Below are 22379 nucleotides of genomic sequence, written 5' to 3'. Positions count from 1 at the left end.
GACTGTTTCATCGCAGAACAGCTATCTCTTCATCTGTGTCTCTGCGTATCGAAATCGTGGACGCTAAGGGCTGATATATTTTCAGATTTCACTTTAGCATTCTGATTGGACTGCTAATCGCTTACTAGCGCTCCCGTGGGATGTTTATTGACAACAGTAACGAGACGTGAGGTAATTGTTCTCATGGGAGCTGATAATGGCCTTAAGAATTCCTATGAGGATGATAAATGAGTACACCACTGCCGTTACCCGTCGAGCGGGCGCTCCGCAAGCTCGGCAGCGACATTGAGCTTGCACGCAGGCGTCGACGGATTTCACAGGCCTCGCTTGCAGAGCGAATGGGGGCTTCTGTATCCACTGTTCGGCGCATGGAGAAAGGGGATATGCGGGTGCCTATTCATTTCTTCGCCCGCGCCTTGCACGTGTTCGGTGAGGTACAGGCGCTGGCCAACCTGCTGGATACGGCGCACGACGACATCGGGCTGACGCTGATGGATGAACAATTGCCTAAACGGGTACGCAGTAAACCGCCGGCATCGGGGGCATTATGAAATCGGTTACTTCAGTTCGCCAGCAAGTCCAGGTCTGTCTTGGTAAGGCGGGAATACCTGTTGGCACTCTTATTTACGTCAAACAGGGGCGCCGCGAGAACACCACCTTTGCCTATGAGCAGGGATGGTTGGGGAATCAGGAGGGGTTCAATGTTTCTGCCGATCTCAGCCTGATCTCGGGTTATCAGCCACGTAGAGCTCCCTCAGCTCACGATTCGGTCTTTCATTTCGCCATTGCCGATACAGCACCGGACGCTTGGGGACGCCGGGTCATCGCACGTGACCATGCCAAGCGTCGTAAGGGTAATCCATCGCTCGCGTCGCTGACAGAGATGGACTACCTGCTGGCGGTTGACGATTTCAGCCGGATCGGCGCGCTGAGACTGCGCGATCAGAATGGACATTATTGCCGGACGATTGAAGATGGACGGCGCGCTACACCGCCACTGCTGGAATTGCAGCGCATCTACCAGGCCAGCCGGGCAGTTGAGAAAGGTCAGGAGAGCACTGAAGATTTGCGTTACCTTCAGGGCAAAGGCACATCGCTCGGCGGGATGCGCCCCAAGAGCACGGTAGTCGATGAGGATGGTGCACTCGCCATTGGAAAATTCCCAAGCGTGGGCGACACCCGTAGCGTGACGCGCGGCGAAGTGCTGGCCTTATGCTTGGCAAAACAAGCAGGTATCAATGCCGCGCCGGCCCGTATCATAGAGCTGGATGGCGTACCGGTCGCTATCATCCGCCGTTTCGATCGCGATAGTGCTGATGGGCGTATTCCATACCAGTCCGCCGCGTCTTTGCTGCAGGCGTCGCGCGAAGAGGATCGAAGCTATACCGAAATCGCCGATGCTATCCGTTCCGTGGGGCATGCACCGACCGCAGATGTGCAGCAGCTGTGGCGGCGACTGGTTTTTAACCTACTGATCACCAATGTGGATGACCACCTGCAGAACCATGGCTTTCTTCATGTGGAAAAGGGGCTATGGCGGCTGGCACCGGCATTCGACGTCAATCCCTTCCCGGACAAAGAGCGAGAGTCGAAAACCTGGCTGTCGGAGGAGGATGGACCGATCACCGATCTTGAGATGCTGCTGGCGCGGAGCACCTATTTTTCGTTGAGTCGGGAGGATGCGTTGGCCGTGCTGGCAGAAGTGTATGACGCCGTGCTGGACTGGCGGCAGATTGCGCTCAGTGCAGTGGTGGGGTTGCAAGCGAGCGAGTTGGACGATTTTGCTCCAGCGTTTGAGCACGAGCAAATGGAGGCGGCGCAGGCATTACTGGCCTGAAATACCGGTCAGCACTTATAGGTATTTTTTGAAGCTGCCTGCTGCGAGGTCTGTTGCGGCACCTAACAGAATTGCGCAGGGAAGCAAGATAAGAAGCGGGTGTGCGCTGACGGGCAGGGTCAGGTAAAGGACCCAAGGCATGACGGCGAGCGGCATCAGACTGGCCTTTGCCCGGTGGTAGACAAAGCCGGATTCACGGCCCGCACCAAAACGCCTGATGTCCCGCCGCACCAGACCATCGACCAGACCGACGAATGCTGCCATCAGGAATAGTGGGATGGTCAGTACCAGCACCAGCAGCCGGACGAGGAACACCAGTAGCGTGTACGCACTGGCGATCAGATAGTTCTCCAGGTACACATAAACCTGACTCAGATAAAAACGAAAATCCCGACCCGCTCCCTGGCTGGGTGAACTGGCCTTGGCGGATGTATCGCGCATCCAGTCGATGAGCCCGCTTTTGACGAACACCCATTGGTAAGCCGTTTCTACCAACCAGGACGCCGTTTGTCCCGGCTCCTGCACCACGGCGCTGCGTGTGAAGTGTTGTGAGAGTTGCGTCAGTTCGTAGTCCAGCATGCCTTGCGCGTGCCGCCAGCCTTGATCGGCCCAGAACAGGTGCATACCCACACATTCGATCACGATGGACAGAAACAAAGACCCCAACAGCACGGCCACAAACCGGAATGGCAGCGTGATGATGCCGGTGATCAAACCCTGCTGTTGGGTCTGCTGGCGCTGCGCTGTGTTGGCCGGGTCACTCACGGTTGCGCCTCTTCAGCATCCACTTCGGCGGTCGCCATATGCCGGAACCCGTCAAGCAGGTCATCAGGCAGGGGGGCATCCTGCAGGCCCGGTAGTGCTTTGCTGTCCCACCAGTCACCCGCCTCGACGTAGTGTTGGCGCATGTACCCAGCAAGTTGCTGCAGGTCCCTAGGCATCACTTCGTCAGGGTCGGGTGCCGGCAGCGGCATGCGAATCTTCCAGAGGTTGCCGCCTTCGATCAGTGCAAAGCACTGCCCCTTGGGCAGGCCGACAACATGGGCGGGTTCGATCAGGGGCACACTCGTCGTCGTGATGCGGTCCTGGGTGTTGCTGGTAAAATCGGTCTTGCCGTGAATGTCGGAGCTGTCGGTGGCGCCGCTCATCAGTGAGGTGGTGTACACCTCAACCTTCGGCAGTTGCTTCGTGAGTAATTCGGCGGTCGCAGTTTCCCGCACCCTCAACATGAACAGATTGTTGAAGTTACCGACCACCTGACCGGCTTTGGCGCGGTTGCCAATACGCGCTTCAATGTCACTGAGCGTTTGCGTGTAGGCGGTGACCTGGAGACCGGCACCGCCGCCTTTGTTGACCATGGGGATGAACTCATCACCCATCAGTTCGTTGAACTCGTCGGCGTGCACGTTGATCGGTACTTTGACCCCAGACGCCGTGCCGGGTAGACCATCGTCAATACCGAACTTGTAGATGTGTCCAGCGACCGACACCAAGTCGCTGAACATGCTGTTGCCCACGGCGGCTGAAACCTCGGCATCCGAGAGCGCATCGAGGCCCACATACACCACGGCCTTCTTCCGGATAATCTGCATCCAGTCGAAAATGGGACGGGGGTCGGCCAGATCGGCATAGTCCGGGGCCAGCAACTGAGAAATCTTGCCGGTCGTGAGTTTTTCCAGCAGGGGCAGCAACGAGGCGACGATCTTGTCGAAGTAAGTGCGGTCATAGCGTACCGCAGATCTGAGCCCGTCCAGCACCGGATCGTAGACCCTGACCTGTGACAGGTATTGTTCGAGCGCAATGACGCGCTTCTCGCGGCCGATCATGTTGCGGGGAGTGTTCTTGTCGTTGAGCCTGGCCTCGATCTGCACGATGACTTCCCAGGCCTTCGGCTCGTTGCTCGCGAAGTAGTGTTGGGCGTATTCGATGAACAAGGCATCGATGTTCACCACGTGCCGCTGGATCAGCAGGTAGTCGGGCCGCTGCCCCAGCTCGACGAGTGCACGGGCGATGATGTTGACGAAGCGCCAGGCGAACTCGCGAAACGCCGCAGAGTTGCCCTCGCCGGAGAGTTGGCCGGCAATGCGCGTGGCCACCTCGCTGATGCGGCCAAACCGGCCCACGGCGTTGTAGCGCGCACTGATATCCGGCCAGCCAAGATGAAAAACATAGAACTCGCCTTCGCGTCCGGCGCGTTTGGCCTCGACATACACGCGCTTGAGCAAGTCTGCATCGCCTTTGGGGTCGAAGACGATGACCACTTCATGCTCGCCGGCTGCGTTACGCCGCCGGATGTCCTGGGTGATGAACAGCTCGGCGAGTCTTGTTTTGCCCACCCGCGTGGTGCCCAGGACGAGTGAATGCCCAACCCGTTCCCCCAGCGGCAGCGTGACGTCCACCTCATGCGGTTCAATGCCATGCAGGCGCGGCATGCCACCGACTGGAGGTAGCGGCCGCGCCGGATTAAATGGGCTGTCCCAGGTCGTCAGTCGGGCAAGTTTTGAGAGTGGAAAGGGTGCGAATTCCAGCCGCTCTTCCAAACGGCGGGCGATGCGGTAGGCGGCCGTGGGTTCCACATAACGACGAAACTCGGGGCGGTACGTTTGCATCAGCCGATGCGTGTGCCGCTGATCCCAGCGAAACCCTCGGCCGATGAACAGGCGCTGCTGACTGACCGGCACAGCACGGCTGGTCATCACGTACTTCGGCAGACGGCGGACATTGCGCCGATAGCGCAGGATGAACCATGCCTCACGGAGCCGAATAATGCCAAACAGCAGGAACGCCAGGGCTGATCCCAGGCCCAGCAGTGGATTTAACGCCAGCGACCATGGCGCCACCAGGCACAGAAGCGCGGCAGCGGCGCAGACGGCCACGGTGTACAGCTCCACCGCTGGCCGTAGCAGGACTTCCACCGCATGAGGCTGGGCCATGGCGAGTGGCTCACTGCTCAATGCCGGTGGCAGTGACCAGCACGGGGTAATGGCGCAACCCCAGACGTTCTGCGAGATCGTCGCCCGATACCGGCGATAGTGTCAGGCCCGGGGCCAGCCCGCGCAAGGTGGCAAGTGCGTCTGCAGATGCCACGTTGACGACCAAGCCGACCGCATTCAATTCGCCCAGGATTGCTGCACGCTCGCGTAACCATTGGCGCGAGCGGTCGTCATCGCCGACCAGAAACATTGGCCGCAGCCCGGGGGCCTGGATGACCCTGCGCGGCTCCTCCCCCGGCGACAGGCGTCCGGAACGAACCGGCAGCATGTCTGTTTCGTTGAAACGTTGCTGTGACGGATGAGGTGCGGCGAGGGACGGGGCTAACGGCTGGTCCTGGTGGGGTCGCAGATTCAGTGATTGGTAGTAGGGCCATGCCGAAACACCGCCACGATCTTCGACCACGATCAACGAGGCGGCGTCTGCGAGCGCTCCCCCGGTGGCCAGGCATAGCAGGCCGAACAGCGATCGGGCGGCGATTCGCAGAGGAGGATGGAGCTTCATAGTGGTTTTCTCCTGGGGGAGTTTTCAGCGAGGGCGCCGCCGAGCACGCGCTGCAGGTGCTTGTGCACACTCATGCGGTAGCGGGCAGCCGCTGCCCCGCCTGCCGGGCGGTGGTAGCGTCCAATGGCGAGCAGCCAGTCCTCGCCGTCGGTGTGCTGTTCGCGCAGAATTTCCGCTGCGATAGCGAGGTTGCGATACGGGTCGAGTAGATCGCAGGGCTGCGGGTAGCGGTGCTTCTGATAACCCAGGTTGACCTGGCCGAGGCCGGCGTCGACCCGTGTGGGGGGAGCCTCCCGCAGCGCCTTTTGCAGACCCGTACATGCTTTGGCGCGGGAACTGAAACGGCGCGATACGCCCGCCACATTCAGGGTCCAGGGCCACGGCACCAGCCGGCCATCGCGTTGCAGGCCGCTCTCCTGCAACGCCACCGCATACAGCACCGCAGAGGGAATGCCAGCTCGGTGCGCGGCGATCTGGTACGCCGGAGGCGGTACGTCCTGCGCGCCGGCGGGGGCGATGATGGTCATCCAGCCCAGTACCACGAGCAGATGACGCCAGCGGGTCATTGCCGTTGCCGTTGCCATTGGCCATTGACCTGCCGCACAACGGCAGGCAGGTCCCCCGGCAGGCCCAAAGACAGCCAGCGTCCGGCATCGTGGTTGAGCGTGATTGAACCGTTGCGTACGCGATCTGGATTGATGCTGGCTCGCTTCGCCCAGTCGCGAATGAGCGTGTCGTTGGCGCGGCTGCCGACCATGTAGAGGTCGAAGCCGACATCAGATGCCTGCAACTGCTGAACCGCCAGGCCACATGGCGCGCAGCCGTCCTTGATGAACACGGCGATGCGGTCCGTGCTGTTGACGGTGGTGGAGGAATTGCCTGGAGTATGGCCGGGCAGGGTGACACGTTGCATGCCCGGGTGTAGACGTTGCCAGGCGGTGTCGTAGGCCCGCTGGTATGCCAGCGTCTTTTCGGCGCGGCGGGCTTCAACCTGAACCTGCAACTCGGCATAGCGACGGCGCTCCTTGTCGGAGCGCGCTTCGATGCCAAGTGCGGTCAATGGGTCGAGGTTGGGCGAAAAGAGGCCCAGCGGTCCCTGCATTAATTGGCGATAGCGAGCCCATTCTTCCGTGTGCAACCCCCAGTCACGGGCCTGTTGTTCGTCGCTGACGCGTGAGGTCGCTGTTTGTTCCTCGCTGGGCGCGACGGTGGAGGCAATCGTGAGAGCGTTCTGTGCGATCACCGGAGAGTTAAAGAAGGCGATCAGGCTCAGCGTTAACGCGCGGAAAACAAGATTGCTGTTCATCCGGAGCCCCTATGGCAGCGTCAATCGGTGCATCTGGCCACCGTTCTCGCGCTGGAACACGGCGGTCTGGCCATCGATGGCTTGCAGGCGCCAGCCGCTGTCGGTCTCACCGGGACGCAGGACGCGTATCTCGGAAAAGGCGGTAGTGCCGGTTGGCAGGATCGACAGGAATCGTTCGCCGCCGCGAAGCTCGGTCCCCATAACCGTGAACGGTAGGCTCGCTGCTTGGGTCGGTTTTGTCGGGTGTATCACACGGGCGCGTACCGATACTGGAGTCGTCTGGTTGGGTTTATCCAGACGACTGGTCAATTGGTCGATGCGTGTTTCCAGGGAGGAAAGGCTGGCTGCTGTCAGACGCTGATCAAGCCCGCTTTCAACGGCGGTCATCCGTTGGGCAAGAGCTTTGCTATCAGCCTCATAATGGGCTTGGGTCAAGGCGACAGGCTGTTTCTGCAATGAGTCGAGGCGCTGGCTCAGCTCAGTCAGACGGGTTTCCAGGGCAACAACCTGGCTGGCCTGAGCGTTGGCTCTGGCCTGGGTGGCCAGACTCGACAGCGAGACGTGGTTGACGATCGTGGCTGCGCTGATGAGGGTCAGCCATGCGATGCTGGCCGCACGTAACAGCATGCTGAGGGAGTCGCCTGGGGTGGATTGAAATCCCCTCATGGCCTGGCCTCCGTTTTCAATGGAGGCCGCGCTATGTCGACAGGGGCGACCGGTCCGGATTGGGGAAGTGCACCACCGGTGGTGGGCTGCACTGCGCGTGTGAAGCAGATCCGGCGTGCGCCGTCGTCGACCTCCAGATCCCAGGCAGGACCGGCCAGCGTGAGCAGGGCATCACGCAATAACAGCGGGCCCAGTCGGTAGTGCGAAGCCGGTAGCGGGAGCGCATTCAGCGCTGCGATATCACTGCTGGAACACAACTGGTAGCCAGAACGGAGCAGGACATGACGCAGGGCGTCCCCAACGGTGGCTGTGCGTGTGCCGGGAACGGTCACGTCGACGACCTGAAGCAGCAGGTCCTGTTGCGCTGATACCGGAGCCAACTCGACCAGGGTGTACCGACCATAACGCACCACTGAGATGAACTCCGGCACCCCGCGCGTGGACGTGCTGGGACCTTTCTCTGCGGGTTCAACCGGAGTGGGTGGAGTCGGAGCGGATGCCGTCGTGCAACTGGCCAGAGCGGCTGTCATCAGCAGGCAGAGTAAGACCCTGCTGGGGTGATTTTGGCTGAATGCTGGCATCGGTCAGTTCTCTGGAGCGTGGAACCGACACCATCGCCTCACAAGGCCGGTGTATCAGCAAACAATAGGATTCGCCGAGTCACCAGATTGATCATGCCTTTGACCTCGCTCGGAAACTCTGCCTTAGGCCAAGGGGGACAGGGGGGGCAGGGGCCGAGTTAGGCCCCGGGGCGGTGAAAAAAGTGACTGACCGGTACTGGCGACCGGAAGTCGGTAGATAATTGCAAGAGCGGCCTCAGCGTTCCGACGGTAGCCGGATCATGGTGGCACTGCGGTCGGCCTCGGACATGATGCTAAGGCTGATTTCGCGGGTGACCACGTAGAATGAATTGAGCTGCCCGTCGATCTTCAGCGCGGCGTTGTTGGCGTACCAGGTCTCGTCGGAAACCTGGCCCCAGTCGCCATGCGCATGACGTTGAAAGAACGGCATTGGATCAAGGCGACCTTCACGCATCAGGCGATCGACGCCCTTGCTGAAGATCAACGCGCCAACCGGAAACAGCAGCTTGGAGTGGCGGCGGTGGTTTCTGGATGAATGTGCCATGGAAGTCTCCTTGTTGAGGACCACAGCACCCTTGGGGTGATGGGCCCCAACAGGTGGATAAACCGACAATCTCGGCCTTCAGGGTGCAACTGCCTCGACGAGTAATTGAATGATCGTGAGACTGCGTTGCTCGTCAGTGATAACCACCAACGCCAATCGTGGCGTCACTTGATAGCGTGAGGCCAATGCCCCCGGACTCAAGAGCAGCACTGGTGGCACGGCGCTCAGACTCATCAAGTTCGCCCCAGTCACCGTGCAAATGGCGATGCAGAAAGCGTTGGGGGGCGATCAGTCCCTTGCTGTCCAGCGACTGCATTCTGTCGCTGAGCTTCAGGGGGCCGCTTGAAAACCTGGGGGCAGAGGAGGGCCGCGCGGAGCGCAGACGTGGAAGGTATCGAAGGTTCATGGTAAAGCTCCTTTGGGATGAAGAAATCGATCGCCTACCTTTGAACAGGCGGTTGCTTCCGATTGTGGATTGAGGCGACACGAGGGCTACCGGGAGACAAACATCACTAGCACAGCCGTCGGCCATCAGGTCTGGGTATTCGTCGATGCGCAGTAGCGGTTGGATGGCGGATACATGAGGCATGGTGATGTCCTTTCGAAGAAGCAGGGACGGCACCAGCCCGCGAGGCCAGTACAGCCCCTTGGGGATTGAAGAACGCTCTGGCAGGAACGATGTGTGAGAACCGCGGACTCTGCCCGGAGTGGGCGCAGTCAGCGTGCGGTCAAGCTTTGAGTTGCCGCAGACCTTCGGCCAGCAACCACAACGCCCGATTGAGGCGCACGTTCTGATCGATGCCTTGCACAGGGCGTGTGCGTTGATGGCGACCGTTGGCGGTCCGACTAGACAGACCTCCTTTGACCAGATTTTCCTGTACTCGGTTAAACACCGACCACAGATCCGTGCGTTGGTCATCGAACCGGCGTGTCGCCAACACCTGGCTTTCAGTGATCGGCAGCACCTTGTCCGGGCTGTCGTACTTGAGCATCAGTGCCGAGAGCGCAAAGACCTCTGCTTCGCCATCGTCGAGCGTGATAGCTCGCATGGCTTCGTGGGAGTCCTGTACCTGGTCGAAGCCACGCAGGACTTCATAGGCGCCCTCGATGACATGTTCCGTCACGTTGCCCTTGTGAGGCACACGGACGTCGCCGACGATGTTGCCGCACACCAGACCGTTTTGGCAGACGAAGCGGAACATGCCAGCCAGCATCTGATAGCTGCTCGTGCCGTCGTGACTATTGAGCAAGATAATTTCATTGGCCTCTTTGCCATTGATCTGGCTCGCATGACGAAGCCGGAGCATGTGCTTGGTGAATTCACGACGGTCTTCGTGACGCACGCGGGTCTGGCACACCATGAAGGGCTCGAACCCTTCATCGCGTAGTTTCGCCAGTACAGCGCAGGTCGGTATGTAGCTGTACCGCTCGGAACGGCTTTCATGCGGGTTTTCCGCGAAGATGGAAGGGGCGATTGCGCGGATCTGGTCATCGGACAGCGGATGATCAGCACGTAGCACTGGGGAACGTGATGCAAAACGAGATGCAAGTTGCATGACAAACTCCTTGAAAATTGAGCAGCCGGCAACGACTGGCATGGAGCCAGGCGAACACGAGTGCATAGGACAAAAGCCCTGCAATGCAGGGGCTGGACGAAAATTGGCAGGGAGAAACCCATCTGCATGTCGGTCGTACCGATGCGGATGGATACGCCATTGGCGTAATAACCCATTCAGGCAATGAAGGAAGGCCGGGGCTTATGTCGGCCCGAAGTCAACCCCACGAGGGTTGAATCGAAGGACCACCCCGGCGTTACGGATTAGAACGACTCGGCCAGTGCTGGTGCTTGCGCATCGGTGGCTTCGTCGACAGGTTCTGCGACAGGCTCGGAGGTTTCCGAGGCGGGTGCTTCCTGGGTGACAGGCGTTTCGGAAGCCGCAGGGGCTTGCGATTCGCTTTCATCGGCCTTGGTCGATTTCGGCTCGGCTTTGTAAACCAAAGCACTGTCGACCTTGATCCAACTGATGAACAACAGACGGGCCTTGAAGCTCACGCCCTGTTCGCCTGCACGTTTACCTTTGGAGTAAGTGAAGGTGTCGGCCCACAGGTCGCTGAGTCGGAACCCGATCATCACTTTCTTCTCAGCCTCGACGGCCTCGATGCAGCGACGAACCAGATGTTGTGCTTCCGAGCCCGAAACGCGCGTATCAAAACGCACGTACGAGACGTCGTCGCTCGGACCATTGAGCGCTGCGATATCGCAGGCCAGGAACGGATCACCTTTCTTTGGCTTCACTTCGCGAACGCGATTGAGATAACCGAGGCCGGTGATGTGAAGATCAAAAAAGGTTTTTTCGGATGAAGTGGTCATGGTGAATCTCCAGACTTGAAGGACAAGAGTGCGGAGACACACCGACCCGGACGGGAGGTGTGTAACCCCCGCGTGGGTTGATGGATCCTGGGATCCGGTACAACTAGATTGGCATCACCATCGAAGACTCGATGGGCGTTCGCATCTGGGATGCCGAGTGCGAACTGGATTGATCAACGCGGACGGAACCGCGCCGTAGTCTTGAAGATCGTGACCACCTGGGCATGTTGCTGACAACGTCAGCGGAACATGGCTGTAACGTGGCACCCGTGCGATGTGCCCGCTACCGGAAATCGGTACTGGCGCGCATCCCCATTGTTCAGTCACCACAAAAACAGGCGATGGACTCTTTGTCGGAATCGAACATGTCGCGCTGGTGGGCGGCGAATCGGGCCAAGTCGGCATAGGTCGGGCCATCGTTGCGAAAGCGCGCGCCGCTGGGTTTGCTGGCAAGATTCAAAGACTCCATACGTATCCACCAGACGGCGGACCCCGGTTTGGCCTTGATCAGTGCCAGCCGCTGTCCCTGTGGCTTGAGAAAGCACAGGTCGCAGTTGCCTTCGAGCGTGCGGCCGTTCACGGTCAGCAATTCCAGATCGAAGGGCTGGGCCTGCCAGAAGGCGGTCACCTCGCGCACGCTCACGCCAGCCTCGGCCAACGGCATGCACATCGTCTCTCTGCTGGACTCTGTGGAATGACCGCGCGTCCTGATCTTCGCCACGCGGCGCTGCTCGTCAGCCCGGATGCCGATGAACTGATCCCAATCGGTCCAGCCCAAACTGCGTACGAACTTGTGCATTGCACGGATTTTCAGGGAGGTGGTGCAGCCCCGAGCTACCGGGTTGGGCAGGTACTGGCGCTTGCGGATTAGCGCCTCGAAGGGTTCGCCTTGCCGGCTGGCGCTTGCGAAATCGACCACCGCGAAGCCGGGCAACGCATCGCGGTATTCGAGCCATTGGATCGGCACCTGCCACCGTATGCTGCACTCGCGCACGAAACGCAGCGTGGCCTCCACTTCCTTGCCGGTGTTGGCGAAGCAGACCACGGTATCGATAGGCCGGCCCGCATTGGCTTGCAACACTCGCCACAGCATGTAGGCGCTGGTGCGACCAGCGCTGAAACTGATACAGGTGGGCTGGTCGATCTTGAACGGGTCGCGCATGTGGGCTGTCTCCAGGCTGGCGTGCCGGCGGGCACCGACGGCAGAGGGCGCTCCTTGTGAAAGGAACGAGAGACAGGCATGCGGTCACATGGCCGCTGTTCAGAAAAAGCCCCTAAATAGAGGCTTTGTGATCAGGTGGTGAGCTAGCCTTTACCAGGCTTGGACGCAACGGCTTGCAGCGAAAGCTGGGTCGGCGTGGCCGACAATTCAAGATCGTCTTCACTGTTGAGGATGCGGGTGAAGACAGCATCGTGAGGATCAAGAAACTCCCCGAAGTCATCCCCGCCAAGCTCGGTGCGGGCGAGTTCCCACCAGTTATCGAACGGATCGATGTCGGGATCGCAGCCAACGGCGTAGGCCAGCAGTTTTTGCTGCCCATCGGGTGTACGCTCGCCGAACTCGGCCAGGAAATACACCCCATGATCCTTGGCGAGGATGAGGCGGCCCTTGTGAGCGATAGCCTCGGCCAGCACGGGACGCAAATTTGTACCTTTGAATCGCAACATGGTGATCTCCATTGCTTGAGGAAAATGCTTCCCGCCAGGAAGGCAGGAAGCTGGACAGGTAAGGAGTGGCGTTGGCCGACTGATCAGTGCCGAATCGGCTTGCGCCCGTCCGACAGGATTTCCACCTGGATCTGCCGCCAATGCCCGTCGTCGATCAGGTGTTCCAGCGTTTCGCCGAGCATGTCGAAGTACACCTCGTCCACGCGCTGGATGAGTTCATCAGCGTGGCGCAACTCCACGGCGTAATGGTCGCCGGCACGGTCATAGAGCACCGTGACGCGGCCCTGGAATTTCTGCGTGGAGACCGTGAAGTTGATCGCGGGTGGCGTCTCGATGATGTTGTTGGGCAACGGGTCGACCCAGGTGAAATCCCTGGCCTCGGCATCCACCAGGAGGTGGGTGATGCGCCGGAAACCATCGGGAGCGGGCAACTGCTCCAGTTGATGAACCAAGTCTTGCAACTCCGAGCAACGCAGTTCAGGGGCCGGCAGTTTGGCCGGCGCTGATCCGAGAATGTGTGTCTTCACCGTGTAGGGAGTGCCGTCCGAGGCCACTTCTATGCGCTCTTCGGGCGTATCCGCGCGAAGACCGTCGAAGCGGCGACGAACATAGGGTTGGACTTGTACCTTGGTGCCTTCGTCGGGTTCCTGGCTCACCTGGTGGCGATCCAGTACGGCGAATTCGGCACGACCGATCTTGACCACAATGACCTGATCGGTCTTGGCGACAACTTTGCCCTCGAAGGGCTGCGGGTCCATACGGAAGCCGAGCGAGGATTCCTGCGGAAGGTCTTCGTAGATGCGGAACTTGAAGCTGCGAACATTGCGCGGAACATGGGCCGACACCAACGCTGGTATCTGCGTGCGAATGGATGAGTGATCCATGGGGAGACTCCTTTGAGGAAAACAAGGGACTCCTGCCCGCAAGGGAGGGTATCCCTTGGGGGGTGAGTAAATAGATGCTGCGTGCATCAGGGAGTACAGTGACCAGCGCGCAAAGCCGCACCGAAGTCTTGAAGGTCTCGACTACCTGGGATGGTGCCGGCTACGCCAGCAAACCTGTGCGCAGAATGACATCGCCATGCGGCGGCAGGCCCGCGTCAATCGGCAACCGGCGTGCCCCGCATTGGTTGTTTCATCCGGGCAGAAAAAAGCCCCTCGGTTGAGGGGCTAGAAGGTATGTCGTGGCAAGAGTCATTCTTCGTACAACGGCAAGCCGTCGAGTACCGGTGCGTCGGCGTCGAAGATCAGGATGCGGACATCAGCCAGCGCGGCCAGATGAAGAACATTCACCAGCGACTCTGGCATGCCTTTGTCGCATTGTTCCTGCCGCAACTGCTCGGCGGTGATGCCTTCGACGTACTGCAGGTTGGCATCGGTCCAGGGCGTGGCAATCACCTTGACGCCGATCGCCGGGCTGTATGGGATCCGGAAAACGACGAACAGAAAGCCGATCGGCGTGGCGATGTCTGCAAGCTCTGTCAGGTAGCAACCAGCTTCTTCAGTGATGTGCGCCGTGCTGATTTCCCAGCATCGGCTGTAGAAGCCGGTCTCAAAAGTCAGGCGCCGTACAACTTCCCGTGCGTTCTCAGCGGCGTAGGTATCGCCGATGTGGATGGGCTGCCCGGCATCGCTGCCGAGGACGGCGTAGATCACAGAGCGGACGATGCCTTCGGTTTGGCACTGTGCCTCAAGGTCGTCTCCGACCTCCTGGCCTTCCGTGATCAGGACGAAGTCATTGCAGAGAATGCAGGGAAACTGTGCGGCCTGATCATCGCGGAGATGTGCCTGGCTGGGATGGAGTGGTCGCCAAACTGGCGGACTGTCGTCCTCATAGGTGATGCAGAGAGTACGAACGACATGCAGGTTTTGGTAGCCGCGGATGAAAGGATTGGGAGTCTGAGACATGGTATTTCTCCAGCAGAGGTTAGGCGGAGCCCATCCCCAACTGGGGATGGGGTCCCAGTGGGTGAATAAATGCAGGTGCTTCAGTCGAAGCACTCAGCGTTGGAGGTATCAGGCAGAAGCTGCGCAACGCGCGCTCGCAGGATCGCTCGAATATGCAGGTCGGAGATGCCGACAAGCAGGCTCACCGTCTAGCGCTTGAGTAGGCACGATGTTTCATCGATCTGGTTCTGCAGCACGACCTCGCGCAGTTGTTCGCCGAGATTCAGTGCCTGTGTTGAGTCGTGGGTGGAATATCACCTCGTTGCTGATGACGCAGCCATGGCCGCCGAACTCGAACAGTCGTGATTTGCTGCACAGTGCCATGGGAGCCTCCAGAAGACGATGCGCCATAGGCGTGGTGGTTTGAATTCGCGTAAGCCGACACGACGGCAGTTCTGAACGGGGCAGTGCCATGCGTCGAATGAAGAAACGCGGGATTGCGCGGGAATGAAGAGCATCGGCGCTAGGTGTGGCGCACGTCCGCGTAAAACGATGCGAAGCGGACTGGATCGGTCTACGTGGAACCTCCACGTCGCAGCCTGGGACCGTGGCTGCTGGCATGGTGCTGACCGGAGTTAGCAACAGATGGTGGCAGAATGGCAAAGCGGGTTCATGGCGTCTGCCGACAATAGGCTTTTTGCGCGCCCCTGTTATTGCAAGACCTGTTGCAGGTGTCGTCCGAGCTAGGCCGCAAGGCACGGCCATTGAGTTGCCAATGGCTTTGCAGCGAGGTGCACGCGATACGGCACCAGGGTGTAGTCGTCCGGTATGCCTTAAAGGCGGCGGCACTCCTTGGGCATTAGCCGGCGCCCCCGTCATTGGTACCTGTCCGCTGTGCCGGGATATTCCCGTAGTAGCAGAAATAGGGTTTCGTAGTTCGGCACCGGTATGGGGCTTTTGTCATCATTACCGGTGCTGACGCCTAATTTATGGCGACATGCCACTCTCCCTGTTCGGCGGCCAAGTTTATGATTTTGATGCGGCGGCACACGCTGCCGTACCGAAGGGGTTGAAGGTGCATGTGTCCATCTTCTGTTCTGGTTGTGGCGAAGTCACCCGGTTCTGGACAGCCCGCAGGCAGACGGCGTTCAAGATGCGGAAAGGAACAAGGCGCTGGAGGCAGTACGCCTCCAGCGGGGGACAGGGAAACCACCTGTGGTTGTCGCAGGGACTCTGGCCGTCGTCAACGCCTGTCGCTGGAGCAGATCGCACCCGACCCGTTTCGTGGCTGGGGTCGATATCTTTCGGCGCACATCCGCGCACAAAAGGAGCCCGTTATTTCACCGGCGGGCACCGGAGGCGAGCACCGTCGTCCCCGAAGGGTCTCCTGGCATCTCGCGCACAAGGCGCCAGGAGACCCTTCGGGCCGGACGTAGAGAGTGCCGATCAGCAGGCCGTGTTATCTGGCCGGTCAGGAAAGCACCTTCAATCCTCTCGGCGACGCGAGTCGCAGGAGAGGGACATGCCATTGCAGAAGGCGGGGACATGCTTGGGACGCCCCGCGGGTCGCGGGGCCATGCCTGACAACCGCTGGAGAACGCGGCTGGGGCAGGACGTGTCTGGCAGGCTTCAGGAAGCCCTGGGGGCGGTCCGCCGTTTGCGCGGGGCGGCTCGTTTACTACCGGACGATTCGATCGCTACTGTGCCTTTGCAGTCGGGATAACGGGTGCAAGACCAGAAGGAGCCAGTCTTGCCGGTGCGCTGCCGCGTCGCTGCACCACACAATGGGCAAGCCGGACCTTCGGGAATCTGGATGGACAAGGTGATGTCACGGTACTGTTGCACCAGTTGCGCGACCCAGACCGATTGCTTCTCGATGAAGGTGTCCAGCGTCAGTTGCCCCGCCTCGATCAGGTCCAGCGCCTGTTCCCAGATCGCCGTGGTGCCGGGATCGGCAATCGCAGCCGGCACAGCGTCGATCAGGGTGAAAGCTGCGTCGGAGGCGCGGACGGATCGACCTTTTTTGATCAGGTAGCTTCGGCTCAACAAGCCATTGATAATATTTGCTCGGGTGGCCTCGGTGCCGATGCCCGTGGTTTCTTTCAGTTTCTGTTTCAGGCGTGGGTCTGTCACCAGTTTGGCGACACCCTTCATGGCTTTGATCAACTCACCCTGCGTGAACGGCTTGGGCGGCAGTGTTTTCAGCGCTTTCAGATCGACAGAGCCGACTTGGCAATGTGTACCCTCGGATAGCGGCGGCAGGATCTGGCTGCGTTGGGCGGACTCGTCGTCCGCACCGTCGGGTGTACCCGGCCCGCTGTTGATTAGCGCCCGGTGCCATCCCAGGACGGCAACCTGCTTACCCGTCGCCTGCAGTGTCTGGTCGCCGGCTGACAAGGTGGCGACTGTTCTGTCGAATTCATGGTGAGGTAGAAACTGCGCCAGGTAATGCGAACGGATGAGCCCATAAACGGCCCGCTCCTTCTCCGACATGGCAGAAAGGTTGGTTGGTTCCAGCGTGGGAATGATGCCATGGTGAGCAGTGACTTTTCCGTCGTTCCAGGCCCGTGAACGCTGGGTGCAGTCAAGTTGGTCGATCAAGGGGCGCAGGCTGGGATCAGTGGAGAGGATGGCGTTGAGTACCGTCGGCACTTCGGCCAGCATGCTCTCCGGCAGGTAGCCGGAATCCGAGCGGGGATATGTGGTCGCCTTGTGCGTCTCGTACAGCGATTGCGCGATGTCCAGTGTTTCTTGCACGTCGAGACCAAACTGGCGCGAGCAGATTTCCTGCAGCGTGCCGAGGTCGAACGGGAGAGGCGCGACTTCGCGGACCCGCTCGGTTTCCACCGACAGCACCTGAGCCTCGCGAGCGCCGTCGATCTGGCTTGCTGCCTGCTGGGAGGTTCGTTGGTCCAGGCACCGACCTGCAGTGTCTGTGGTGGCATCGGGCGGCATCCAGTTCGCGGTGAAAGAATTGCCGGCGTGCGATAGCTGCACTTCGACGGACCAAAACGGAACAGATACGAACCGGGCGATCTCGCGGTCGCGATCCACCACAAGACGCAGCGTGGGCGTCTGCACACGACCGACTGAGAGGACGCCCTGGTAGCCGGCTTGGCGGCCGAGCACCGTGAACAATCGGCTGAGGTTCATGCCGATCAACCAATCGGCGCGAGAGCGGGCGAGTGCCGAGTAATACAGCGGCAGGGTCTCATTCGAAGGCTTGAGCGCGCCCAGTGCCTTGCGAATGGAGGCGTCATTCAGTGCCGACAGCCACAGCCGTTGAATGGGACCACGGTAGCCGCATAGCTCGATAATCTCGCGAGCGATCATCTCGCCTTCGCGATCGGCATCGGTGGCAATCACCAGCTCGCTGGCCTGGCCGAGCAACTGTTTGACGACCTTGAATTGCGCGGCAGTGGAGGCCTTGACCTCGCTGCGCCAGCGCTCGGGAAGAATGGGGAGCTGTTCGATCGACCAGCGTTTGTACTGTTCGCCGTAGGCTTCCGGTGGTGCGGCTTCGATCAGGTGGCCGATGCACCAGGTCACGACAACTCCTGGTCCGTTGTAGCAGCCAGTTCCGCGCTGTTTCGCACCCAGCACGCGGGCAATGTCTTTGCCTTGCGAAGGCTTCTCGCACAGATACACGCGCATGTAGCCTCCCCGGAGTTGGCGTGGTGTTTATCGAATGAGCACCAGCATGTCCGGGGAGACCGCGAGAGACAGCAAACAAGGTGGACTCGATAATGACCGGCTTTTTGAGCGGGGGATTAAGGTTGCGACAGTTGAGTCCAGGGTCGTTTAGGAGATCGCCAGAGAAGGTGCTTCGTTTCGGGCGCGCGCGGGGAGTTCAGTGGACGTCTATGGCGCTATACCCTGGGTATAGAGGTGTTTGATAGAGGCCGGTGCTTTTCAGGCCGACAGGCTCTGGCGCATTGAAGGCGACCATAGACTGCTACAGCCGCCCTCGGATCAGGCATCGGGTTCTTCACGCCACTTCAGATAGTCATCAACCCAAAAGAAGCCGGCAGCGGCCGCATTGCGCTCAAGCGTCCATGCCGTCTCGCCGGGACGGATCAGTGCCTGCAGGTCTTCGGAGAAGTGCGCTGTCGGGCCATCACGAGAAGCTCCTTGAGAATCATCGGGCTGGTCGGCGTATTTGAGGTCGCTGTCTTCAAATTCGTCATAGCCTGAGTGTTCCAGGTCGTCAGCCTCCCAGGGCTTTGCAGTCCACCGGGCATGAAGCTCTTCATCGCTCAGATCCTCGCGCAGCAAGTAGCACAGTGCGTCAGGATGGACCTCTTCAATCTGTACATTGAATAGCGTGGCGAGCTTGCCAATCAAGCCTCCGCGCCACCTCCGCCTGACTCAATTCTAAAGCCTTACGTTCTCTCACAGCATTGGCATTCTCGGTATTGCCGGGCTTACCCGAAGGCCGCTTTTTCAGTTCTTTGCCAGCAAATTGACTCCGGACAAGCTCCTCTCCTCCGCCTGCTTTGAATGAGTCAAGCTCTGCACGTGCTCGCTCTAGAGTGGTGTCGGTAGGTTCATCCTTCTGGATAGCGACGCATTAGACCACTACAGTCAGCAAGACTTGGCAAGCGACTATAGTCTTGGGCCTATCTGATCACTCAGCCTGCCAACGTAACATGGACAGCTGGCACCCTGCGCGGTACCGTTCGATTGCTTTGGCGATGAGCCATCAGGGAACGATTTTTAGAGGGGTTTAGAGTGCACGTTAAATCAATCAAACTGATCAATTTCAAAAAATTCCGCGACGAACATCTTGAGTTCAACGACGATGTGAACATCTTTGTCGGCGACAACAATGCCGGTAAGAGCACGATCCTTGAGGCGCTAGAGATCGTTCTCAATTACAGCCATCGTGGTCGCACGTTCAACGGCGAATTTAGCCCCGATCTGTTCCATCAAAAGGCTGTTGATCAGTTTCTCGCCACCGATTTGAGCTCTAAGTATCTGCCCAGTCTGATTATTGAGGCGTATATCGATGGCGTTCCTGAATACAGGGGATCGAACAACAGCCTCAAAGCCGATGCCCAGGGTGTTTTAGTGCAAGCCTGCTTCGACCCAGCGCTCGAGGCTGTGTACGAAAGCCGCAGGCTGATGAAGCCGACTTTTACCAGCGTTCCTGTTGAGTTCTACAAAGTAGAGTGGCTCGATTTCGGCTGGAATCCGATAAAGCCGATCGCCAAAAAATTCAAGGCGCTGTACATCGATCCCACACGCATTCACCCCACCCTGGGAAAGAATCAGTACATCTCCAGCATCCTTAACACAGCGTTGGCCAAGGAAGAGTTGGTCAAGCTGACGCTCAATTACCGTGAAAACCTTCAGGTGTTCAATCACTCTGGAGAGGTCATGGCGGTGAACGCGAATCTCGACGCCGAACATCTCATCACGGATAGCAAGCTCACCATCGCGGCTAGCACGTTGCCGGCTGGCTCCATTCAGACTGGGCTACAGCTTGAGGTGGACGATGTTCCGTTCCATTTTATCGGCAAGGGTGAGCAGAGCAATGTGCAGATCAAGTTGGCCATCCAGAACAAATCTCATGACATTGATCTGGTAATGATGGAAGAGCCGGAAAACCACCTCTCCCACGGTAATCTGAACAAACTAGTGCACTACATCGAAACTCAGCGTGGGGATAAGCAGCTTTTTCTGACCACTCATAGCTCGTATGTTCTGAACAAGCTGAGCATCGACAAAATTTGCCTTGTGCAGTCCGGTTACAAAAGGCTTCACAAGCTTGACTCTGAGGTCGTGAAGACGCTCAAGCGTCTCCCAGGGTATGACACGCTGCGGGTGGCGCTATCCGAGAAGGTGATCCTCGTTGAGGGGCCATCGGACGAACTGGTGCTCAAAAAGATCTATCTACGAAAATATGGTTGGCTTCCCGAAAAGGATGGGATCGATATCATCGTGGTGCGCGGTGTTGGGTTCAAAACCTTCATCGAGGTGGGTAAGGAGATCGGTACCCGCATTCATGTGCTCAGGGATAACGACGGCGATTTTCAAAAGCATGTGGTACCCGCTCGGGCATTTTATGCAGGCTTCGTGAACATCAAATTGTTTTCCTCTGAAGTCAACGAGGAATTCTCGCTAGAGCCCGCGATGATTTACGCAAATGCTATCAGCATCGCCAGCCTGGATGCATTTGCAAAGGAAGTGCTGTCACCTCAGACATTCAATCTGTATGACGAGGTTGTCACCTTGGAGGAGCGAAGGGATTTCCTTATTGAATGGTTCAGAAGCGTCAAGGGCAATGGGAAAGGGACGCGGAAGGTAGATTCGGCGATTCGATTGTTCGATGGAAAATTGGACTTCAGATATCCAGCGTTTCTGGACGAGGTACTCGATTTTGCCTAATGAACTATGGATCGCTGGTGCCGGCTCTGGGAAAACTCAGAAGATCATCACTGATGCGATCAAGGTCATCGAGGCCGGCGGGCGGGTACTTGTCGTTACCTACACCACCAACAACCAGGCAGAGTTGCGTTCCCGCTTTGTTGAGCTTCACGGTGCGAGTAGTGAACACTTTGTCGTCAAGGGGCTGTTCTCGTTCTATTTGGAGGATATGGTGCGGCCGTACCAGAGCGCAGTATTCCCCAATCGAATCGCAAGGCATTTTTTCACTGAGCATAACCCCCATCACCTACCAGGTGTCTTCGTAAAAGGACGGCCTGTTTACATTAAGGATAGGGCGGAAGAATTGGCGGACGGGTCAGTCAACCCATTCCACTACCTAACGGCCTGCAACACCATGGCCTACTCGGGATATCTCGCGAAACTTGCTGCGCTTGTAGCCAAGCGATCCAAGGATGCACCAGCCAAGCGTCTCAAGGACATTTACGAGCGAATTTTCTTCGACGAAGTGCAAGATTTGGTTGGTTGGGACTACGAGGCAATTAAATCGCTCAGCAACGTAATGCCCGATTCGATTTGTTGCGTTGGCGATTTTAGGCAGACAATTTACAGCACTACCTTTGGCCAGAAGGCACCGTTGAAGCCTCAGCAAAAGATCGATTATTTTGTAGTAAAGCTGAAGTTTGAGAAGCATTCGATGCCCACGAATCGCAGGTGCATCCAGCAAATCTGTGACCTTTCAGACACCATTCACCCGGGGCTGTATAACAAAACTGTATCCAATGTAAGGAAGGTGCCAGATGAGGTGTCGCATCATCATGGCACGTTTATCGTTAAGCAGTCTCAAGTCGCCGATTACCTAGCTACCTTCCAGCCGCAGGTACTTCGTTGGTCATCTACAACTGGTACTGCATATTTGCCCGCCGACTTGAAGTGCTACACGTTTGGTTCGAGCAAAGGGCTCGGTTTTGATCGAGTGCTCGTCATTCCACCGGACAAACATCTTAAATTTGTTCGAGGAGATACGAAGGCATTCGACACGGACAAAACGGAGGAGTCTCGGAACAAGCTCTATGTTGCGATCACTCGTGCACGTTACAGCTTGGCTTTCGTTGTGGAAGATAAAAAGCTTAAAGGGCTGCCTTTTCCCGTATGGCAAGCGCCGGCACAGCCCGTAGCGATCAAAATTGAGTAGTGAGGCTGCGATCGTGCTCATGCAAAGTCGGAAGACCTACTCACTCAGGCGTCATGAGCACCGCTAACGTCATGTTGATGAACTCTTCGTTCTTGCTGATCGTTGCCAGCGCACCGCGCACATTGTCTTCAACCTCACCTGAGCCGCGCTGCTCGACCCAGAGGGTAAGCTCCATGATCGCGGCTTCGAGGGCCAGCTGGTTCTGATTGATCTTGAAGAGTAGGGAAGGGAGTAGGTCTGCATTCGACATTGTGATTCCTCCGTGGAAGAGGTCAGCGTAGCAGCAGGCGATAGTGGAGAGGTTACGTCGGAGGAGTTCAACGCTGATTTGGCAGCCATGAGAGTCACACGAACGAATATTTAATTGCTGGGCTGATACTTGAGCAGCTGTATGTTTCGTTTTCCTATACGATCCACATCAATCTTGATTGGGCAAGCCTACG

The 22379-nt window shown here is 58.4% G+C and carries 22 protein-coding genes; 4 read left to right on the top strand and 18 right to left on the bottom strand.

The genetic code is table 11. The features are described 5' to 3' along the window. Nucleotides 1–227 precede the first annotated feature (227 nt). Nucleotides 228–551, top strand: coding sequence for a helix-turn-helix domain-containing protein (locus DU29_RS0114180; RefSeq protein ID WP_024718120.1), 324 nt, complete (start codon nucleotides 228–230; stop codon nucleotides 549–551). Next, nucleotides 548–1837, top strand: a complete 1290-nt coding sequence (locus DU29_RS0114175) for a type II toxin-antitoxin system HipA family toxin (RefSeq protein WP_028622313.1) — start codon at nucleotides 548–550, stop codon at nucleotides 1835–1837. The genes DU29_RS0114180 and DU29_RS0114175 overlap by 4 nt, the downstream gene beginning before the upstream one ends. Before the next feature lie 15 nt (nucleotides 1838–1852). On the opposite strand, the gene DU29_RS0114170 is transcribed toward DU29_RS0114175, so the two are convergent. From DU29_RS0114170 to DU29_RS1000000132925, 17 genes are all read right to left on the bottom strand, one after another. Then, nucleotides 1853–2602 (bottom strand): TIGR03747 family integrating conjugative element membrane protein, encoded by a 750-nt coding sequence (locus DU29_RS0114170; RefSeq protein ID WP_028622312.1) that lies wholly within the window; start codon nucleotides 2600–2602, stop codon nucleotides 1853–1855. Further along, nucleotides 2599–4770 carry a type IV conjugative transfer system coupling protein TraD gene (traD, locus tag DU29_RS0114165; protein ID WP_028622311.1) on the bottom strand — a complete coding sequence of 724 codons (2172 nt, stop codon included), beginning with the start codon at nucleotides 4768–4770 and terminating at the stop codon, nucleotides 2599–2601. The genes DU29_RS0114170 and traD overlap by 4 nt, the downstream gene beginning before the upstream one ends. A 10-nt stretch (nucleotides 4771–4780) precedes the next feature. Next, on the bottom strand, nucleotides 4781–5332 hold the full coding sequence (locus DU29_RS0114160; RefSeq protein WP_033050504.1) for an integrating conjugative element protein: 552 nt from the start codon (nucleotides 5330–5332) through the stop codon (nucleotides 4781–4783). Beyond that, complete coding sequence (locus DU29_RS0114155) at nucleotides 5329–5916, bottom strand: transglycosylase SLT domain-containing protein (RefSeq protein WP_028622309.1); 588 nt, start codon at nucleotides 5914–5916, stop codon at nucleotides 5329–5331. Before DU29_RS0114155 ends, DU29_RS0114160 begins: the two co-directional genes overlap by 4 nt. Further along, on the bottom strand, nucleotides 5895–6638 hold the full coding sequence (locus DU29_RS0114150) for a TIGR03759 family integrating conjugative element protein (RefSeq protein WP_028622308.1): 744 nt from the start codon (nucleotides 6636–6638) through the stop codon (nucleotides 5895–5897). Before DU29_RS0114150 ends, DU29_RS0114155 begins: the two co-directional genes overlap by 22 nt. A gap of 9 nt (nucleotides 6639–6647) precedes the next feature. Further along, nucleotides 6648–7304: a hypothetical protein gene (locus DU29_RS0114145; protein WP_028622307.1), complete on the bottom strand. Its 657-nt coding sequence runs from the start codon at nucleotides 7302–7304 to the stop codon at nucleotides 6648–6650. Further along, complete coding sequence (gene pilL2 / locus DU29_RS01000000129905) at nucleotides 7301–7885, bottom strand: PFGI-1 class ICE element type IV pilus protein PilL2 (protein ID WP_081832493.1); 585 nt, start codon at nucleotides 7883–7885, stop codon at nucleotides 7301–7303. Before pilL2 ends, DU29_RS0114145 begins: the two co-directional genes overlap by 4 nt. 235 nt (nucleotides 7886–8120) lie before the next feature. Further along, nucleotides 8121–8429 (bottom strand): hypothetical protein, encoded by a 309-nt coding sequence (locus tag DU29_RS0114135; RefSeq protein ID WP_028622306.1) that lies wholly within the window; start codon nucleotides 8427–8429, stop codon nucleotides 8121–8123. A gap of 78 nt (nucleotides 8430–8507) precedes the next feature. Further along, nucleotides 8508–8663 (bottom strand): hypothetical protein, encoded by a 156-nt coding sequence (locus DU29_RS1000000132840; RefSeq protein WP_158249416.1) that lies wholly within the window; start codon nucleotides 8661–8663, stop codon nucleotides 8508–8510. Nucleotides 8664–9157: 494 nt separating this feature from the next. Then, a complete protein-coding gene (locus DU29_RS0114125; RefSeq protein ID WP_028622305.1) occupies nucleotides 9158–9985 on the bottom strand; it encodes a DUF932 domain-containing protein in 828 nt (275 codons plus the stop codon). A gap of 263 nt (nucleotides 9986–10248) precedes the next feature. Then, nucleotides 10249–10800 carry an STY4534 family ICE replication protein gene (locus tag DU29_RS0114120; RefSeq protein WP_028622304.1) on the bottom strand — a complete coding sequence of 184 codons (552 nt, stop codon included), beginning with the start codon at nucleotides 10798–10800 and terminating at the stop codon, nucleotides 10249–10251. A 319-nt stretch (nucleotides 10801–11119) separates the two neighbouring features. Beyond that, nucleotides 11120–11962, bottom strand: coding sequence for a Nin-like protein (locus DU29_RS0114115; RefSeq protein WP_028622303.1), 843 nt, complete (start codon nucleotides 11960–11962; stop codon nucleotides 11120–11122). 143 nt (nucleotides 11963–12105) lie between these two features. Then, entirely contained in the window at nucleotides 12106–12468 is a 363-nt protein-coding gene (locus DU29_RS0114110) for a DUF3085 domain-containing protein (RefSeq protein WP_028622302.1), read from the bottom strand. An 83-nt stretch (nucleotides 12469–12551) separates the two neighbouring features. Next, nucleotides 12552–13352, bottom strand: a complete 801-nt coding sequence (locus DU29_RS0114105) for a hypothetical protein (protein WP_028622301.1) — start codon at nucleotides 13350–13352, stop codon at nucleotides 12552–12554. A gap of 309 nt (nucleotides 13353–13661) precedes the next feature. Then, nucleotides 13662–14375 carry a DUF5983 family protein gene (locus tag DU29_RS0114100; protein WP_028622300.1) on the bottom strand — a complete coding sequence of 238 codons (714 nt, stop codon included), beginning with the start codon at nucleotides 14373–14375 and terminating at the stop codon, nucleotides 13662–13664. Nucleotides 14376–15983: 1608 nt separating this feature from the next. Next, nucleotides 15984–18008, bottom strand: coding sequence for a DNA topoisomerase III (locus tag DU29_RS0114095; RefSeq protein ID WP_028622299.1), 2025 nt, complete (start codon nucleotides 18006–18008; stop codon nucleotides 15984–15986). A 318-nt stretch (nucleotides 18009–18326) separates the two neighbouring features. Then, entirely contained in the window at nucleotides 18327–18698 is a 372-nt protein-coding gene (locus DU29_RS1000000132925; RefSeq protein ID WP_028622298.1) for a hypothetical protein, read from the bottom strand. A 387-nt stretch (nucleotides 18699–19085) separates the two neighbouring features. Between DU29_RS1000000132925 and DU29_RS0114080 the strand changes: the two genes are divergently transcribed. Together DU29_RS0114080 and DU29_RS0114075 are read left to right on the top strand one after the other, a co-directional pair. After that, entirely contained in the window at nucleotides 19086–20744 is a 1659-nt protein-coding gene (locus DU29_RS0114080) for an ATP-dependent nuclease (RefSeq protein ID WP_028622297.1), read from the top strand. Beyond that, on the top strand, nucleotides 20737–21936 hold the full coding sequence (locus DU29_RS0114075; protein WP_028622296.1) for a UvrD-helicase domain-containing protein: 1200 nt from the start codon (nucleotides 20737–20739) through the stop codon (nucleotides 21934–21936). Before DU29_RS0114080 ends, DU29_RS0114075 begins: the two co-directional genes overlap by 8 nt. 40 nt (nucleotides 21937–21976) lie before the next feature. Here DU29_RS0114075 and DU29_RS0114070 read toward each other — a convergent pair whose 3' ends face one another. Beyond that, on the bottom strand, nucleotides 21977–22186 hold the full coding sequence (locus DU29_RS0114070) for a hypothetical protein (protein WP_028622295.1): 210 nt from the start codon (nucleotides 22184–22186) through the stop codon (nucleotides 21977–21979). Nucleotides 22187–22379 lie beyond the last annotated feature (193 nt).

Source organism: Pseudomonas sp. Ant30-3, assembly GCF_000690905.1.
In the GTDB taxonomy this organism is placed as follows: Bacteria; Pseudomonadota; Gammaproteobacteria; order Pseudomonadales; family Pseudomonadaceae; genus Aquipseudomonas.
This window is presented reverse-complemented; position numbering and strand designations above follow the sequence as displayed.